8 protein-coding genes are annotated in these 16539 nt (G+C 65.3%); 3 read left to right on the forward strand and 5 right to left on the reverse strand.

Translation table 11 applies throughout. The features are described from left to right. Positions 1–10: 10 nt before the first annotated feature. Entirely contained in the window at positions 11–1939 is a 1929-nt protein-coding gene (locus tag EC912_RS04350) for an ATP-dependent DNA helicase (protein WP_132141933.1), read from the reverse strand. A 116-nt stretch (positions 1940–2055) separates the two neighbouring features. Here EC912_RS04350 and EC912_RS04355 point away from each other — a divergent pair, with 116 nt between their 5' ends. Beyond that, the gene (locus tag EC912_RS04355; protein WP_132141934.1) at positions 2056–4815 is read left to right on the forward strand and encodes a valine--tRNA ligase; all 2760 of its coding nucleotides are present in this window, start codon (positions 2056–2058) and stop codon (positions 4813–4815) included. Positions 4816–5051: 236 nt separating this feature from the next. On the opposite strand, the gene lptG is transcribed toward EC912_RS04355, so the two are convergent. Together lptG and lptF are read right to left on the reverse strand one after the other, a co-directional pair. Continuing rightward, positions 5052–6143 carry an LPS export ABC transporter permease LptG gene (gene lptG, locus EC912_RS04360; RefSeq protein ID WP_132141935.1) on the reverse strand — a complete coding sequence of 364 codons (1092 nt, stop codon included), beginning with the start codon at positions 6141–6143 and terminating at the stop codon, positions 5052–5054. After that, on the reverse strand, positions 6143–7249 hold the full coding sequence (gene lptF / locus EC912_RS04365) for an LPS export ABC transporter permease LptF (RefSeq protein ID WP_132141936.1): 1107 nt from the start codon (positions 7247–7249) through the stop codon (positions 6143–6145). The genes lptG and lptF overlap by 1 nt, the downstream gene beginning before the upstream one ends. Before the next feature lie 97 nt (positions 7250–7346). On the opposite strand from lptF, the gene EC912_RS04370 reads away from it, so the two are divergent. Together EC912_RS04370 and EC912_RS04375 are read left to right on the forward strand one after the other, a co-directional pair. Then, a complete protein-coding gene (locus tag EC912_RS04370; RefSeq protein ID WP_132141937.1) occupies positions 7347–8837 on the forward strand; it encodes a leucyl aminopeptidase in 1491 nt (496 codons plus the stop codon). 15 nt (positions 8838–8852) lie between these two features. After that, a complete protein-coding gene (locus EC912_RS04375) occupies positions 8853–9275 on the forward strand; it encodes a DNA polymerase III subunit chi (RefSeq protein ID WP_132141938.1) in 423 nt (140 codons plus the stop codon). A gap of 16 nt (positions 9276–9291) precedes the next feature. Here the strand turns inward: EC912_RS04375 and EC912_RS04380 are convergent, their stop codons facing one another. Together EC912_RS04380 and EC912_RS04385 are read right to left on the reverse strand one after the other, a co-directional pair. Then, complete coding sequence (locus EC912_RS04380) at positions 9292–12840, reverse strand: hybrid sensor histidine kinase/response regulator (protein ID WP_132141939.1); 3549 nt, start codon at positions 12838–12840, stop codon at positions 9292–9294. A gap of 145 nt (positions 12841–12985) precedes the next feature. Beyond that, positions 12986–16489 carry a hybrid sensor histidine kinase/response regulator gene (locus EC912_RS04385; RefSeq protein WP_132141940.1) on the reverse strand — a complete coding sequence of 1168 codons (3504 nt, stop codon included), beginning with the start codon at positions 16487–16489 and terminating at the stop codon, positions 12986–12988. Between the last annotated feature and the right edge of the window lie 50 nt (positions 16490–16539).

Genomic DNA, 16539 nt, shown 5'->3' on the forward strand with positions numbered 1-16539 from the left:
TGCGGGCGAATCAGGCGTCCGCGGTGACGTCTTCGGCAAAAAACGACTTCACGTCGTCCAGCGAGCGCGTGCGCGGCATGGGAGGAATGCTGGCGAGGAACAGCTTGCCGTAGCCCTTGGTCATCAGTCGCGGATCGCACAGCACCAGCACGCCGCGATCGTGCACGTCGCGGATGAGCCGCCCCGCACCCTGCTTCAGCGCAATGACGGCGGTAGGTACCTGCCAGCCCATGAAAGGATTGATGCCCGCGTTTTCCAGTGCTTCCAGCCGTGCCTGCAACACCGGATCGTCCGGTGTCGCGAAGGGCAGCTTGTCGATGACCACGACACTGAGTGCCTCGCCCGCGACGTCGACGCCCTCCCAGAAACTGGCCGCCCCCAGCAGCACGCCGTGGCCGCTGGCGCGGAACTCTTCCAGCAGGCGATGACGTGGCGCGCTGCCCTGCACGAACAGCGGCCAGGGCACGCGGCCCTCCAGCAGTTCGGCTGCGCGACGCAACGCGCGGTGCGAGGTAAAGAGCAGGAACGCACGTCCGTTCGACGATTCCAGCACGGGCAGGATCGTTTCCACGACGCGGTGGGTATAGTCGCGCGCCGCCGGATCGGGCAACCCTTGCGGCAGATACGCCAGCGCCTGGCGGGCGTAGTCGAACGGGCTTTCCAGGCTGAGCGTGCGCGGGTCTTCGATGCCCAGCTGGCGGGCGAAGTGCTGGAAGTCGCCCGCGATCGACAGCGTGGCGGACGTATGGATCCACGCCGCGTCGGTCGCCATGCGCATGGCGCGCAACGGTGAGGCGAGGTCCAGCGGCGTGGCATGCAGCGCGAAGCCGCGCGGCCAGGTTTCGTACCAGCGCACGTCGGCGTCGGAGTGTTCTTCGACGATACGGTCCAGACGCATGCTGAGCATCTGCGCACGCTCGAACGCGTTGGTCAGCCCGCGCGAACGTTCCGCCTGCGCGCCGAGCAGATCGGCCAGCGCGGCGAGCACGTCGCGCAGCTCGGTCAGGCCGTCGTGCACGGCTTCGTTTCGTTCCAGCTCGCCGAACGAACCCTTGGCGGGCAACGAGTCCATGGCGAGGCGAACGCGCTTGACGATGTCCTGCAGCGCTTCGACCGGTTCCAGCAGCAAGCCCATGGCGCCGGTAATACCCTGGCATTCGGCCAGCGCGTCCTGCGCGAGATCGACGATCTGGCGCGCACTGATGCTCTGCGAGAAGAACTGTCCGGCAAGCTCGGGAATCTGATGGGCTTCGTCCAGGATGAACGCGTCGGCACTCGGAAGGATTTCGCCGAATCCCTCCTGCTTCAGCGCCAGATCGGCCAGCAACAGATGATGGTTCACGACCACCACGTCCGCTTCCATGGCTTCGCGACGCGCCTTCACCACATGGCAGTCGTCGAAGAACGCGCATTCGGTGCCCAGGCAGTTCTCCGACGTGGACGTGACGCGCGGCCAGACCGGCGAATCCTCGGGGATATCGGCCAGTTCCATGCGGTCGCCGCGGCGCGTGCGCGCCGACCACGCCCGGATCGTCGACAACTGGGAGGCCAGCACGCGGTCGTGATGCCCTTCCCTCACCGACTGGTCCAGACGGTACAGGCACAGATAATTGGACCGGCCCTTGAGCAGGCTGCTCCTGATCCGGCTGCCCAGCACCGATTGCACGCGTGGCAGATCGCGGAAAAACAGCTGGTCCTGCAAGGCCTTGGTGCCGGTGGAAACGATGACCTTGCGCCCCGATATCAGTGCGGGCACCAGATAGGCGAAGGTCTTGCCGGTGCCCGTGCCGGCCTCGGCGATCAGCAAGTCCCGCCCGTCGATGGCCTCGGCCACGGCGGCCGCCATCCGTTGCTGCGCCTCGCGTGGCGCGAATCCGGGCACTTCGCGCGCAAAGGGGCCTTCCGCCCCGAGCAGCGCGGCTACGTCGTGTTCAGTCATGGGCCAAGTATCGCCGAGGGCGCCCTTTTTGGCACCGCCCGGTCGGGGGCCCTACAATGCAAGGTCTTTAGTTTATTCACGCGCGCCCGCAAGCCGGCGCCAGCCAAGAGCACCGCATGGACAAGAGTTTCGAGCCCAGCCAGATCGAGTCGACGTGGTATTCCCGCTGGGAATCCAATGGCTATTTCAAGCCTTCGGGCAAGGGAACGCCGTATACGATCATGCTGCCGCCGCCGAATGTGACCGGCACGCTGCACATGGGCCATGCGTTCCAGCACACCATCATCGACACGCTGATCCGTTACCACCGCATGCGCGGTTTCGACACGCTGTGGCAGTTGGGCACCGACCACGCGGGCATCGCGACCGAAATGGTCGTCACGCGCCAGTTGAACGCCGAAGGCAAGCAGCGCTCGGACTTCGACCGCGAAGCGTTCATCGATCGCGTGTGGACGTGGAAGGCCGAATCGGGCGACACGATCGGACGCCAGATGCGCCGCATGGGTGTCTCCGGCGACTGGACCCGCGAACGTTTCACGATGGACGAAGGCCTGTCCCAGGCCGTCGTCGAGACCTTCGTGCGCCTGTCCGAGGAGGGCCTGATCTATCGCGGCCAGAAACTGGTCAACTGGGACCCCGTGCTGAAGACGGCCATCTCCGACCTTGAAGTGGTCAGCGAGGAAGAAGACGGTTCGCTGTGGTCGATCCGCTATCCGCTGGCCGACGGTTCGGGCGAGCTCGTCGTCGCGACCACGCGTCCGGAAACCATGCTGGGCGACGTCGCCGTCGCCGTGCACCCGGAAGACGAGCGCTATGCGCACCTCGTCGGCCACATGCTGAAACTGCCGCTGTCGGATCGCGAGATTCCGATCATCGCCGACGATTACGTCGAGAAGGACTTCGGCACCGGCTGCGTGAAGATCACGCCCGCGCACGATTTCAACGATTACGCCATCGGCCAGCGCCACAACCTGCCGATGATCAACATCTTCACCGACGAGGCGAAGATCAACGACAACGCGCCCGAGAAGTACCGGGGTCTCGATCGCTACGTGGCGCGCAAAGCCGTGCTCGCCGACCTGGAAGAACAGACCTTCCTCGTCGAGACGAAGAAGCACAAGCTGCAGGTGCCGCGCGGCGACCGCACCGGCCAGGTCATCGAGCCGTTCCTTACGTGGCAGTGGTTCGTCCGTATGGACACCCTCGCGGCGCGCGGCCTCGAAATCGTCGAGCAGGGTCACGTGAAGTTCGTACCCGAGAACTGGATCAACACCTATCGCCATTGGCTCGGCAACATCCAGGACTGGTGCATCAGCCGCCAGCTGACCTGGGGTCACCGCATCCCGGCGTGGTACACCGACGCCGGCGACATCGTCGTGGCCCGCACCGACGACGAAGCGCGCGAGCGTGCCGCGGCGAACGGTTATACCGGCGCGCTGCGCCGCGACGACGACGTGCTGGAAACATGGTTCAGTTCGGCGCTGTGGAGCCATTCCACGCTCGGCTGGCCGGATGCCGACGCGCAGAAGGCGCTCGGTTTCGATCGCTACCTGCCGACCGACGTGCTCGTCACTGGCTTCGACATCATCTTCTTCTGGGTCGCCCGGATGATCATGATGACCGATCATTTCACGGGTGAAGTGCCGTTCCGCGACGTGTATGTCACGGGCCTGGTCCGCGACAAGGACGGACAGAAAATGTCCAAGTCGAAGGGCAATGTGCTCGACCCGCTCGACCTCATCGACGGCATTACGCTGGACGAACTGGTCGACAAGCGCACGCGCGGCCTGATGCAACCGAAGATGGCCGAGAAGATCGAAAAGGCGACGCGCAAGGAATTCCCCGATGGCATCCCCGCCTTCGGTGCCGATGCGCTGCGTTTCACGTTCGCCTCGCTCGCCACACACGGTCGCGATATCAAGTTCGATCTGGAACGCGCCGCTGGCTACAAGGCGTTCTGCAACAAGTTATGGAACGCTTCGCGTTTCGTGCTGATGAATCTTGGCGAAGGCGCGGTCGCGCCGGTCGCCTCGCCCGCGACGGAAGCCGAGCGCTGGATTCTCACGCGTCTGCGCAACACGCTGGGCGAAGTGAAAAACCAGCTCGACATCTACCGCTTCGATCTCGCCGCACAGGCGCTGTACGAGTTCACCTGGAACGACTTCTGCGACTGGTTCCTCGAACTGTCCAAGCCCGCGCTCGGCGGCGACGACGCCGCGGCAGCCGCGTCCACCCGTCATACGCTTGCCGTGGTGCTGGAAACCCTGCTGCGCGCGCTGCATCCCATGACTCCCTTCGTCACCGAGGAAATCTGGCAGAACGTGCGCCCGGTACTCGGCATCGAAGGCGACACGATCATGCTGCGTCCGTACCCGGAAGCAACCGACATCGCCGGCGATAACGCCGCCGAGGCGGAAGTCGAATGGGTGAAGTCCGTCCTGACCGGCGTGCGTCGTATCCGCTCGGAGATGAACATTTCGCCGGGCAAGACGATTCCGCTGCTGCTCGCCGACGGTACCGACACGGATCGTGCCCGCGCTGCGAAATTCGCCGCACAGATCGCGTTCCTCGGTCGCGTCGAAACGCCGACGTGGATCGAAGGCAGCGACGAACCCGCTGCTGCCGTGGCCGTGGTCGGCACGTTGCGTGTATTGATTCCCCTGGCCGGGCTTATCGACGCCGATGCGGAGAAGGCACGTCTTGCCAAGGAAATCGCACGCGTGGAAGGTGAAGTGCGTAAGTGCGAAGCCAAGCTTGGCAACGCGAACTTCGTCGCTAACGCACCGGCCGAGGTGGTTGCACAGGAACGTCAGCGCATCGCCGACTGGAACGCGCAGGCCCATGCCATGCGGGAGCAGGCGCAGCGGCTGGGTTAAGAAGACCTTCCCTATGCCCCACCGTCGCCCCTGCGCAGGCAGGGGCCCAGTGCGGTGCGACAGGTTTAGCGACCGCGTAGGGTCATGCTTTTGTACGCCGGCATAAAGAGCATGATCAGGCGCCCCGCGATAACCCGTTGCACCACACTAGATTCCTGCCTACGCAGGAACGACGGTGAGGGCTCTGTCCGGTGCGGTAGTGGGGGGCGCGCGACGAAGCATGTGCCCGATCCGCCTTACCCGAATCGCCTGAAATACGCCAACGCCCCAACCACCAGCAACGACGGCGGCAACAGGTTCGCCAGCAGCGGCGGCAGTCCGTAGACCGTGCCGAAGTTCACCATCGCGCCCTGCAGGAAGTACCAGCCGATGGCCAGGATGATGCCGATGAACAGGCGCTTGCCAAGTCCGCCCGAACGCAGCGAACCGAAGGCGAACGGCATCGCGCACAACACCAGGATCAGTACGTTGAAACCGAACAGCACGCGGCCCCAGTACGCCACCGCGTACGCGCCGGGATTCTGCCCGTTGTTTTCCAGATAGCGCATGTTGCGCCGCAGATCGCCCATCGACAGATATTCGGGATGGATGACCGACTGCTCAAGCACACGCGGATTGAGATGCGAATCCCAACGCGCTGTGTCCTCGTGCTGTGCATGCGTGCCGGTATCGTCCAGCGTCGTCGTGCGCACGTTCGTCATCACCCACTGACTACCGTCGTGCACGGCGCTGTCGCCGTGCGCGAACTGCTTCACCTGTCCGTCGTCGGAGAATTCGAATACGCGCACGTCGACCAGCTTGACCGTATCGCGCTCGCCTTCCTGCGTCGCGATCGCGGACTTGGCATTGATAAACCGTTTTCCGTCGCGCGCCCACAAGCCACTGCTTGTCGCGCCGAGATTGCTCGAACGCATGCGCACCTGGATGGCCTGCGCATGCTGGTCGCCATAAGGCGCGGCGGTCTCGCCCATGACGATGACCGCCACCGTCAGCACCGCGATCACGCCGGCCGCCGACGTAGCGATGCGCAGCTTCGACATGCCGGCGGCGCGCAACGCGGTCAGTTCGCCGCTGGCCGCCAGGCCACCAAGACCGAGCAGGCCGCCGATCAGGGCGGCGTTGCTGAACATCTGGTACATGCGCCGCGGAATGGTCAGCAGGATGTAGGCAATCGCGTCGTATAGCGTGAAACCGTTCTTGCCGATGTTGCCGAGCTGGCGGACGAACTGCGTCAGCGCATCGAAGCCCGTCAACACCAGCCAGACGAGGAGCAGCGTCCCGAGGACGCTCATGCCGATGAGGCGGTCGGCGCGCTTGATGCCGAACATCAGGCGGTCCTCTTCGCGGCGCGGCGCGGCGTGTACTGTCGCCAGAAGAACCATGCGGCGACAGCGAACACCGCCAGATGCAACACCCAGATCGGTGCCGACGTATGCAGGTGTCCCTTCAGTATCTGCGCGCGGGCGATCAGCTGCCAGATGACGTAAAGGAAATAGGCCAGCACCGCGATAAGCAGACGGCCATAACGGGCGTCGCGCGGCGCCTGCCGCGACATCGGCAGCACCATCATCATCAGAACCAGCGTGCTGACCGGAGCGGCCACGCGCGATACGAACTCGCCCAGGGCATCCGGCTCGCGACTCGTGAGGAGCTGGGCGGTGGTCAGCTCGTGCGACGGATCGGTGTCCTGCTCGTCCTCGCCCACCGTGGACAGCGAAATGTCGTTGCGCTCGTACTTCATGCGGCGCCAGTTGTCGCCGGCAAGCGGAATTTCGAACTGCCAGCCATTGGAAAGACCCAGGAAGCGGCTTTCGCCGTCGCTTTCCTGATACATCTGCCCGTGTTCGGCATTGACGACGCGAACCTGCGGGTTCCCGTTGGAATCGACGCGGTCGGTGGCGATGAAGGTTTTGCCCAGTTTGGTGCCGTCGCGGCTGAGCGTATCCACGAAGATGATGCCCCCCTTTCCGGGCAGCTCCGTGAACCGGCCGGCGTCGAGACCGGCGGCGATGACCGAGCGATTGGCGGCGGCGATCAGCTGGTCGCTGGTACGCGAGGCGAGCGGGCCGAGCCAGAGCGACACGGTGCCGACCGCGACCGTGGTGATGGCCGCCAGCAGCGTGACCGGACGAAGCATGCCGCGCGGGCCCATGCCGGACGACGCCAGCACGTGCATTTCGCTCTCGCGATACATGCGCCCCAGGGCCATCAGGGTTCCCAGGAAAGCCGACATCGGCAGCAGCATGGACAGGAGATCGACCATCTGCAGGCCCAGGACCTGGAACATGATGGTCGGCTGGATGCTGCCGTTGGCTACCTTCTGAAGCACGGTCGCAAACGCGCCGCCGGCGAAGATCACCAGCAGCACGACGGCTGTGGCGAACACGCCATAGGCGAGCTCGCGAAGGAAGTATCGGTCTAGGATGCTCAGCATTTGGTAGAATTACCGGTTCATGCCGGGCCGGTTCCGGCCGACAAACCTCAAGTCTAGCCTGTCCGGCCCCCGGAGGGCTTTAGCAGGGTACGTAATTATGACGCTTCAGTTCAGCCTCGGTTCCATCGCTCCCGAATCAGCCGAAACCGCCGTCGCGGTGGTCGGCGTCTATGAGAACGGCATCCTGACCAGCGCCGCGGCGCGCGTGGACACGGCAGCCAACGGAGCCATCAAGCGGCTGGTCGAAAGCGGCGACGTGACCGGCAAGACCGGCGCGGTCACCACCCTGCTCCACCCGGCCGGAATCGCGGCAAAACGCGTACTCGTCGTGGGCCTCGGCGCCCAGAAGTCGTTCGATGCCGCCCGCTACCAGCGCGTTTGCCTCGAAGCCGCACGTGCCATCGGCCGCCTGCCGGTGGACGAAGCCGTCTCCTGGCTGGCCGAAATCGAGGTCCCGGGCCGCGATGCGGCCTGGCGCGTTCGCGTTGCCGCGCTGGCGACCGACCACGCCGCCTATCGCTATACCGCCACGTTCAAGCCGCGCGACAAGGCCCCGCCGCACGAACTCAAGTCGGTGACTTTCGTCGCGCCGGGCGAGGCGACCGCCGGCCTCGACCAGGCCCGCGCCATCGCCGAAGGCGTCCGTTTCGCCCGCGAACTCGGCAATCTGCCGCCCAATATCTGCAATCCGGCTTACATCGCCGATCAGGCCAGCGCGTTCGCCGATGCGAACGAAGGTGTCACCTTCGAGGTCCTGGACCAGCAGGCGATGGAAAAAGAGGGCTTCGGCTCCCTGCTCGCCGTGGCACGCGGTTCGGCCAATGAGCCGCAACTGGTCATCCTGCAGTGGAACGGCGGTCAGGCCGGCGAGCGTCCGTATGCTTTCGTGGGCAAGGGCATCACCTTCGACACGGGTGGCGTCAGCCTGAAGCCCGGCCCGGGCATGGAAGAAATGAAGTTCGATATGTGCGGCGCCGCGGGCGTCCTCGGCGCCTTCGTGGCCGCCGTGCGCATGAAATTGCCGTTGAACCTCGTCTGCGTGGTCCCGGCTGTCGAGAACATGCCCGACGGGGCCAGCTATCGTCCCGGCGATGTGCTCACCAGTCTTTCCGGCCTGACCATCGAAGTACTGAACACGGATGCCGAAGGCCGTCTGATCCTTTGCGACGCGCTTACCTACACGGGCAAGCGTTTCGAGCCGCACACCATCATCGACGCCGCCACGCTCACCGGCGCCTGCGTCGTCGCCCTGGGCAAGCACGCCAGCGGCCTGATGACGAAGGACGAAGACCTCTCGGCCGAACTGCTCGCCGCGGGCGAATCCACGCTCGACCGTGCATGGCGCCTGCCGCTGTGGGACGACTACCAGAGCCAGCTCGACTCGGGCTTCGCCGACGTGGCGAACATCGGCGGCAAGTACGCGGGCGCGATCACGGCCGGCTGCTTCCTGGCGCGTTTCACCGAAGGCCAGCGCTGGGCGCATCTGGATATCGCCGGCACCGCGTGGGACGAAGGCCGCAAGGGCATGGCGACGGGTCGTCCGGTGCCCCTGCTGGCCCAGTGGCTTCTCGATCGCTGCAACGGTTAAGCGCAGGCAGCCGCCATGCGTCGCGCCGATTTCTACCTTATCGACAAACCTCGCTTTCGCGAGGACCCGTTGCTACTCGTCTGCGAGCTTGCCCGCCGCGCTCATGCGGCGGGTCAGCTCACGCTGATCCTCACCCGCGACTTTCCGCAGGCCGAGGCGGTGGACGAATATCTCTGGTCGTTCGATGAAGACGCCTATATTCCGCACCAGCTCGCGGGCGACGACGACGACGAAGCCACGGCGGTACTCATCGTGCCGCCCGGCGTCGACACGGCGGACCGGCCGCTGGTCATCAACCTGCGCGATACCTGCGCGCCCGGTCAGTACGACCGCGTACTGGAAGTCGTCGCCGCGGATCCCGCCGAACGCGACGGGTCCCGCGTTCGCTGGCAGGATTACAAGCGTGGCGGTTTCACCGTCACCAAGCACGACATGTGACAGGCGCGGCGGCAGTCTATGCCGCCGCGTGACTCCATTGCGCAATGACCTGGTCGAGATCGGTGCCCCGCACTGGCTTGCGTACGAACCCGTTCATGCCCGCCTCGCGCGTTGCGTCCGCTTCGTCGCCTATGGATCGCGCACTCACGGCAACGATGGGCAGCGTGGCGTAGTGATCCATCCGCCTGACCAGCCGCGCGACCTGAAAGCCGTCGATACCCGGCAGATCCAGATCGAGCAGCATCAGGTCGTAACGCCGGCAGGGAAGTTCCGCCAGCGCCGCAAGACCATCGACAACATGCGTGACGTCATGGCCGCGCTCGCGCAACAGGCCGCCGATGACGTCGGCCACGGTGGGATCGTCCTCGACCATCAGGACGGAGACGGGGTTTGTCGTATCGCCATGCGCGAGCCCGAAGGGCCGTGGCGAACGGTTGGCACACGAACACTCCACCAATGGCAAACGCACCCGAAAACGCGTCCCGCCTTCGACTCCCGGCACGACGTCGATCCGGCCGCCCATCAGCAAGGCCAGCTCGCGACAGATGGAAAGACCGAGTCCCGATCCCAGCGCACGCTGCGGCGACGCACCCTGCTCGAAACGACGAAACAGGCGCGTACGCAAGGCATCGGAAATGCCGGGCCCCGTATCCGTTACGTCGAAGATCAGATGATCGGCATCGCGCGAAACGGCCAGGGTCACCGCGCCGGCGTCGGTGAACTTGACCGCGTTGCCAAGCAGGTTCTGCAATATCTGGCGGATGCGCGTGCCATCGCCGCGAATGTGTCCGGGAACGTCCGGGGAAAAGCTGCTCTCCAGTAGCAGGTTCTTGTGCCGTGCGGACACGCGGGCAAGCATGACCACTTCCGCCACGATGTCCCGCGTCGAAAGACACGTGGTTTCCAGTACCAGCCGACGCGACTCGATGCGGGTCAGATCCAGTGCCTCGTTGACCAGTCGCAACAGGAGCTCGCCCGACCGGGTCAATGCGTCGACATAACTTCGCTGGGTAGCGGTCAGCGATGTGAGCCCCATCAGTTCGGCCATCCCCAGCACGCCCGTCATCGGCGTACGGATTTCATGCCCGAGCGTCGCCATGAAGTCCGTCTTCGCTTCGTTGGCTTCTTCGGCCAGGCGGCGGCGCTGGTCGGCAAACTGCAGCGACAGCGACTGGTGCAGACGACGGCGCGACGCCACGACCAAGGCAACCACGATGGCAAGCGCGACAAGCACGTACGACGTCCATGCCCACCAGCGCAGCCAGGGCGCCGCGTCGACGATCACCGTAAGAGGCCGGGCCAGCTCGCCACGTACGCCATCGCGCGCGGCACCGGAAATGGACAGACGATAGGTACCGGCGCCGAGGTGCGCGAATTCGCGGATCCCCGAAGCGCCGACCGAGAGGGACGTCGCATGTCCGGCCGTCTCCAGCGAGAACGTATAACTATTGGCGGAAGGATCGACGTAGGACAACACCCGCGCGGCAATACGAACGTCGCGATCGTTCCAGCCCAGCCGGATCGTATCGTCGACGATCGGCAGCGCCACGCGCGTGCCTCCCCTGGCGACACTCGCTCCCGCCACTTCGACGGGAGGCCGCCGCGCGTGATCGCTTTGCCGGTCGGGGCGGAATCCGACCAGTCCGCTCAGCGTAGCGCCGTACATCGTGCCGTCGGGCAGCATGACCGTCGTGCCGTTCGTGAATTCGCCGCTGGAAAGACCGTCCGCCTCGCCGAAGGGACGGAACCGGCCCGTGCCGGGATCGAAGCGCCAGACGCCGGTCGGCCCATAAACCCACAGACGGCCCAGCGAATCCAGCCGCAAATTGAGGATATCGGGCGATGGCCAGCCGTCCGTCGCCGTCACGGCACGGTCGAGAACCGCCACGCCGTTCCGTATCGCGTAGTGCTCGAGGGCATCGGGTCTGGCCAGCCAGAATCCGCCCTCGTGAAGCTCGAAGGCATTCACCCTGCCCTTCGACACACCGTCGACGGGTCGCAGGGTGGCCGTTGCATCGTCCCAGCGCGCCAGCCCCGCGGTACTGGCGTGCCAGAGTTTGCCCCCGACGAATTCGAGCTGAAGCGTTTCCGTGTTTCCACGCGCGGGCACGGCGAAGGCCACGCGACTGACCGCAAGCGACTGCGGATCGATGACGAATACGCCACGCGCCAGGACAGCCGCGAACACGCGACCGTCAGGCACTTCCGCGATGGCCGTGACCGCGCGGTCGATGCGTCCCGGCGCGATGGAGCGCACTTGTCCCGATTCGCGCAGGTGCAGGCCATTGGCCGTTCCCACCCATAACCGCTCGCCCGCTCCTTCATGCAGCGCCTGGATACGCGACGTACCTACGTCGTACGTTCCTTCGGCTCGCCCCGTCACCGGATCGAAACGCCTGATCCAGCCACGCATGCCGCCAACCCATAGCCGGTCGGCGCCATGCGCCGCGATGGCGGTTACCGTTCGACCCGGCAGACTGGCCGCATCGGTCGGTATGTGACTGAAGCGGGTGAAGTCGTCCCAGGAGGGACCGATGTAGGCGAGTCCTCCGTCACTCTGTGCGAACCATATTCCGTGCTCGTCGTCTTCCAGAATCTGACGCACGGTGCGTCCCGGCAAACCGCCGCGCGCGGTCCACAGCGCCGGTAGCGGATGCACGCGGCCGTGGCGGTCCAGCAAATGGAGCCCCATCGCCGTCGCAACCCACAGCAGACCGTGACTGTCGGCAAGCGACGCGTCGATCGGCACGGCAGGCAAACGGTTGTCGCGATGCGCGACCCCGTTTGCATCCACCCGATACAGTCCGCGGTCCGTCGCAATACGCGGACCGGACGCGTCGCCATCGATGCGATTGACGCGATGGGGCCCGTCGTCGGCGAACCGGACCGCATGAAAGCGATCGTCGGTGTCCATCACGTCGACACCCGTGGGGCTTCCGATCCAGAGGCGGCCGTCGATGTCCGCGAAGAGCGATGTGACGATGTCGGATGCGGGACCGTCGCCGACATGGCCGCGACCGAAACGCTCGAAGCCGGAACCGTCGGCGCGCATACGATTGAGTCCCGTCTGCGCCGTGCCAATCCACAACGAGCCATCCAGCGTCTGCGCCAGCGACGTCACATCGTCGTCGGAGAGACTGCTCGTGTCGTCCGGATCGTGCTGCCAGCGCTGCGTCCGGTTCTCGGAAACATCGTGGCGCTGAAGTCCACTGCCCGACCCCGTCCACACGCGACCATTGCTGTCGACGAGCAGCCCGGTCGTGGCGGAAGTCGCTGCCGGACCGCTGCCATCGCGTGCTCGCGTCTCGAATCGCACACCGTCGAATCGCGCGAGACCCGTCGCCGTGCCGATCCATAAGAATCCACGGCTATCCTGCGCAACGGAATAGACCTCGCTGCTGGGAAGTCCCTGCGCAAGACCATAACTGCGGAACTGCGGTGTTGGCCGCGGCGCCGAAACATCGACGGCAGACGCGGACGAGATCGGTCCGGATGAAATCAGCCCGGAAGCGATCAGCCCAAAGGCAAGTGCGAACATCCCGTTCGTGGGTAGCAGTCTTGGCATGCGCAATTCCTTATGCGAGCCAGATGATGACACGTGCGCAATCGGGAGCTGCCCGAAAAATCTGAGTAAGCGCAGGGATCGCGGCCGTTTTCGACGGGGCGGCCGCCATGGTGTCGTGTAGGCGTTCGCGCAGTCCGGCCCTTCCTCACCTGGGGGCTTCGAGCACGGCGTCGAGATCCGCACCGCTCATCGGTTTACGGACGAAACCATTGATCCCGGCCGCACGGGTGGCGCTGGCCTCGTCGCCCACCGAGCGAGCGCTCACGGCCACGATCGGCAACTGTTCCATACCGTCCATTCGCCGGACCATGCGCGCGACCTCGAATCCGTCGATGCCCGGCAGGTCGAGATCGAGCAGCATCAAATCGTACGGGCGGCACGAAAGCTCCGTCAAACCCGCCAGTCCATCGCTCGCGTGGGTGATTTCGTGTCCGCGCCGCCGCAGCAATTCGACGATGACCTCCGCGACCGTCGCGTCGTCCTCCACCAGCAGTACCCGAAGACGTCGACCCGGCACCGGCTGACAAGACGGCAACGCCGGTGCGGGAGACACGCACGTGCATTCGGTCAGCGGCAGCCGCACCCTGAAACGGCTGCCTCGACCGAGCGCGCTGTCCACTTCGATGCTGCCACCCATCAGGGTGGTCAGTTCGCGACAGATCGCCAGCCCCAGCCCAGCACCCTGTTTGCGCTGTGGCGATGCCCCTTGTTCGAAGCGACGAAACAATCGCGAACGAAGTTCGTCGGACAAGCCGGGTCCCGTGTCGGAAACGTCGAACACGATATGGCCGGCCTGTCGCGATACCGCGACGGCGATGCCACCCCGATCCGTGAATTTCACGGCATTGTTGAGCAGATTCTGCAGTATCTGGCGAATGCGCGTGGCGTCGCCGCGGATACGTTCGGGTACATCGCCGGCCACGCTGGCGTCCAGCACCAGATGCTTTTCCCTCGCCGCGGCGGCAGCCAGATCGACCACTTCCCTGACAGTCGCGCGTACCGGCAGACACTCGGATTCGAGTACGAGCCGGCGCGCTTCGATGCGCGTGAGGTCGAGTGTTTCGTTGATCAGCCGGAGTAAAAGCGTCCCCGAACGCCGCACCGCATCGACATAACCGTGCTGCACGGTATCCAGCGGTGTCTGCGCTAGCAGTTCGGCCATACCGAGCACGCCTGTCATCGGCGTGCGCAGTTCGTGGCCGAGCGTCGCCATGAATTCGGTTTTGGCCTGACTGGCTTCGACCGCCAGCGCACTCTGCTGTTGCGCCAGCCGCATCGTCATGGCCCGGCGCTGGCGCTGGTGCGCGATGGTCGCGAAACCCAGCATCAGAGCGAGTCCGCAGGCCAGGTAGAGCGTCCAGGCCCACCACCGGTTCCACGGCGGCGCGTCGACGATGATCGTCAGGGGCTTCGCCAGTTCGCCCATGTCGCTGTCTCCACCGCCGCCGCGCACGTGCAGCGAATAGAAGCCCGGCGCCAACCATTCGAACTCCCGTACTCCTCCGGGGCCGGTACGGGAAAGTCGCGCACCGTCGCGATTCGTCAGCGCGAATTCGTGCCAGTTACGCGCGGGACTGCTATAGGAAAGCGTGCGCGCACGTATTCGCAAGTCGCGATCGTCCCAGCGAAGAACGAGAGTTCCGCTATCCAGCGGAACGGCGATACGCGAGCCATCGCGAGCGACGCTGGCATCGACCAGCAATACGGGTGGAGGTTTCACGTGATCGCTTTGCCGGTCGGGACGAAAGCCCACCACGCCGCCCAGCGTCGTGCCGTACACCGTGCCGTCGCGCAGTTTGACAGTGGCGCCCGCCGTGAACTCCACGCTGGCCAGTCCGTCGGCGATACCGAATGTCCGGAAGCGCGATGTCGAAGGATCGAAACGCCACGCACCCGTGTGCGCATAGATCCACAGCCGTCCCAATGCATCCAGCCGCAAGCCGAGTACATCCGGCGACGGCCAGCCTTCGTTCGCCGCGATCGATCTGTCCAGCATCGCGACCTCGCCCTTCCAGCGATAGTGCTCGAGGGCGTCGGGCCGTGCGAGCCAGAAGCCCTCCTCGTCGAGCTCCACCGCGTTGGCGCGTCCCGGTGCCACGCCGTCGACGAAGCGCATCTGCCCCGTCGCATCGTCCAGACGAGCGAGCCCGGCCGAGCTCGCCTGCCAGAGTCTTCCCTGCACGACGGTCAGTTCGCGCGTTTCGTTCTGACCGCGCCGCGGAGACTGGAAAAAAAGCGGGGTAGCCGTAAGCGACCGCGTATCGACCTCGAAAACGCCATCGATCGACGAGGCAACATAAAGCGTTCCGTCGCCACGTGTGACGATACCCGTCACCGCGCCGCGGAGTTGTCCTGGCGCCACGCGACGTACACGCCGCTTGTCATACAGATAAAGACCCGCGCTCGTCCCGACCCACAGCCGGCCATCGTCGGTCTGGCGTAACGCTTCGACACGCACGGAGCCGACGGTACAGGCACGTTCGACGGCTCCCGTCGCCGGATCGAAAAGACGGATCCATCCACGCAGTCCGCCGATCCACAGCTTGTCGTCGCCCCGTGCCGCGACCGCCGTTGCCGCGAGTCCGGGCAGGCCATGCGTGTCGGTAAAAATGTTCGTGAAGCGCGTGAAGTCGTCCCACGAGGGTCCCAGGTAAGCAAGCCCGCCGTCGCTGAGCGCGAACCACACGCCGTGCTCGCGATCTTCCATGATCTGGCGCACGGTCCGCCCCGGCAAACCGCCTTTCGCGGTCCATGCTCCTTCGATCAGGTCCAGACGGCCGTACCGGTCGAGCACGTGCAGGCCTTTGGCCGTCGCGATCCACAACATGCCGTGCGTGTCGCTCAGCGATGCATCGATCGCCACGGCAGGAATCCGCATATCGCGATACGCCATGCCGTCGACCAGACGATAGAGCCCGATATCCGTGGCGATACGCACCTCGCGCTCGTCGCCATCGATGCGATTGACCCGCGGCGAGACGCCGTTCTCGAAGACGATCCGGCGTATACGGCCATCGGTACCGACGCGCTCCAGCCCCGCATCGCTGCCGACCAGCAGTCCGCCGTCCGCCGTGGCGAAAAGGCTGCGGATCGCATCGGTCGGCGGACCGTCCGCGGCGCCCAGTTCGCGCGCGGGACGATCGAAACCGTTCTCGTCTTTTCGCAGGCGCTGAAGGCCGCTGCGTGCCGTGCCGACCCATATCGCGCCGTCCCGCGTCTGCGCGATCGCCGTGACATGGTCTTCGGAAAGACTACCGGGGGCCGCCGGATCGTGATGCCACTGCCGGAACGTACCTGCCGATGCATCGTAGCGATTGAGACCTGTGTCCTTGCCGCCGGTCCACACCTGATCGGCTGCATCCACGAAGACCGTCGACAACCGGTTCGAAGGCAGCGAACCGGGACGCGATACATCGCGTGCATGGACTTCGAATTCGACGCCGTCGAAACGGGCCAGGCCAGCCGCCGTGCCGACCCAGATATATCCGGTCCGGTCCTGGGCGACGGCGTGCACCTCGCTGCTGGGCAGGCCCTGGCCGAGACTGTAGCTGCGGAACTGGGGGGTCGGCTGCGGCGGCGCGATGTCTGCCGGAGACCGCGAGGCAAAAAGCGCGGCTGCGGCGACGAGCATCCATCTCGTGGCGGGCATGATGATGATTCTGCAATTCCTTATGCGACCCCGATCATGCCACGCCGGAT

The organism is Luteibacter rhizovicinus (assembly GCF_004342265.1).
Classification (GTDB): domain Bacteria; phylum Pseudomonadota; class Gammaproteobacteria; order Xanthomonadales; family Rhodanobacteraceae; genus Luteibacter; species Luteibacter rhizovicinus_B.

Excerpts from the sequence above, each read along its gene's own strand:
- EC912_RS04350 (WP_132141933.1), bottom strand. The coding sequence starts at position 1,939 with ATGACTGAACACGACGTAGCCGCGCTGCTCGGGGCGGAAGGCCCCTTT.
- EC912_RS04355 (WP_132141934.1), top strand. The coding sequence starts at position 2,056 with ATGGACAAGAGTTTCGAGCCCAGCCAGATCGAGTCGACGTGGTATTCC.
- lptG (WP_132141935.1), bottom strand. The coding sequence starts at position 6,143 with ATGTTCGGCATCAAGCGCGCCGACCGCCTCATCGGCATGAGCGTCCTC.
- lptF (WP_132141936.1), bottom strand. The coding sequence starts at position 7,249 with ATGCTGAGCATCCTAGACCGATACTTCCTTCGCGAGCTCGCCTATGGC.
- EC912_RS04370 (WP_132141937.1), top strand. The coding sequence starts at position 7,347 with ATGACGCTTCAGTTCAGCCTCGGTTCCATCGCTCCCGAATCAGCCGAA.
- EC912_RS04375 (WP_132141938.1), top strand. The coding sequence starts at position 8,853 with ATGCGTCGCGCCGATTTCTACCTTATCGACAAACCTCGCTTTCGCGAG.
- EC912_RS04380 (WP_132141939.1), bottom strand. The coding sequence starts at position 12,840 with ATGCCAAGACTGCTACCCACGAACGGGATGTTCGCACTTGCCTTTGGG.
- EC912_RS04385 (WP_132141940.1), bottom strand. The coding sequence starts at position 16,489 with ATGCCCGCCACGAGATGGATGCTCGTCGCCGCAGCCGCGCTTTTTGCC.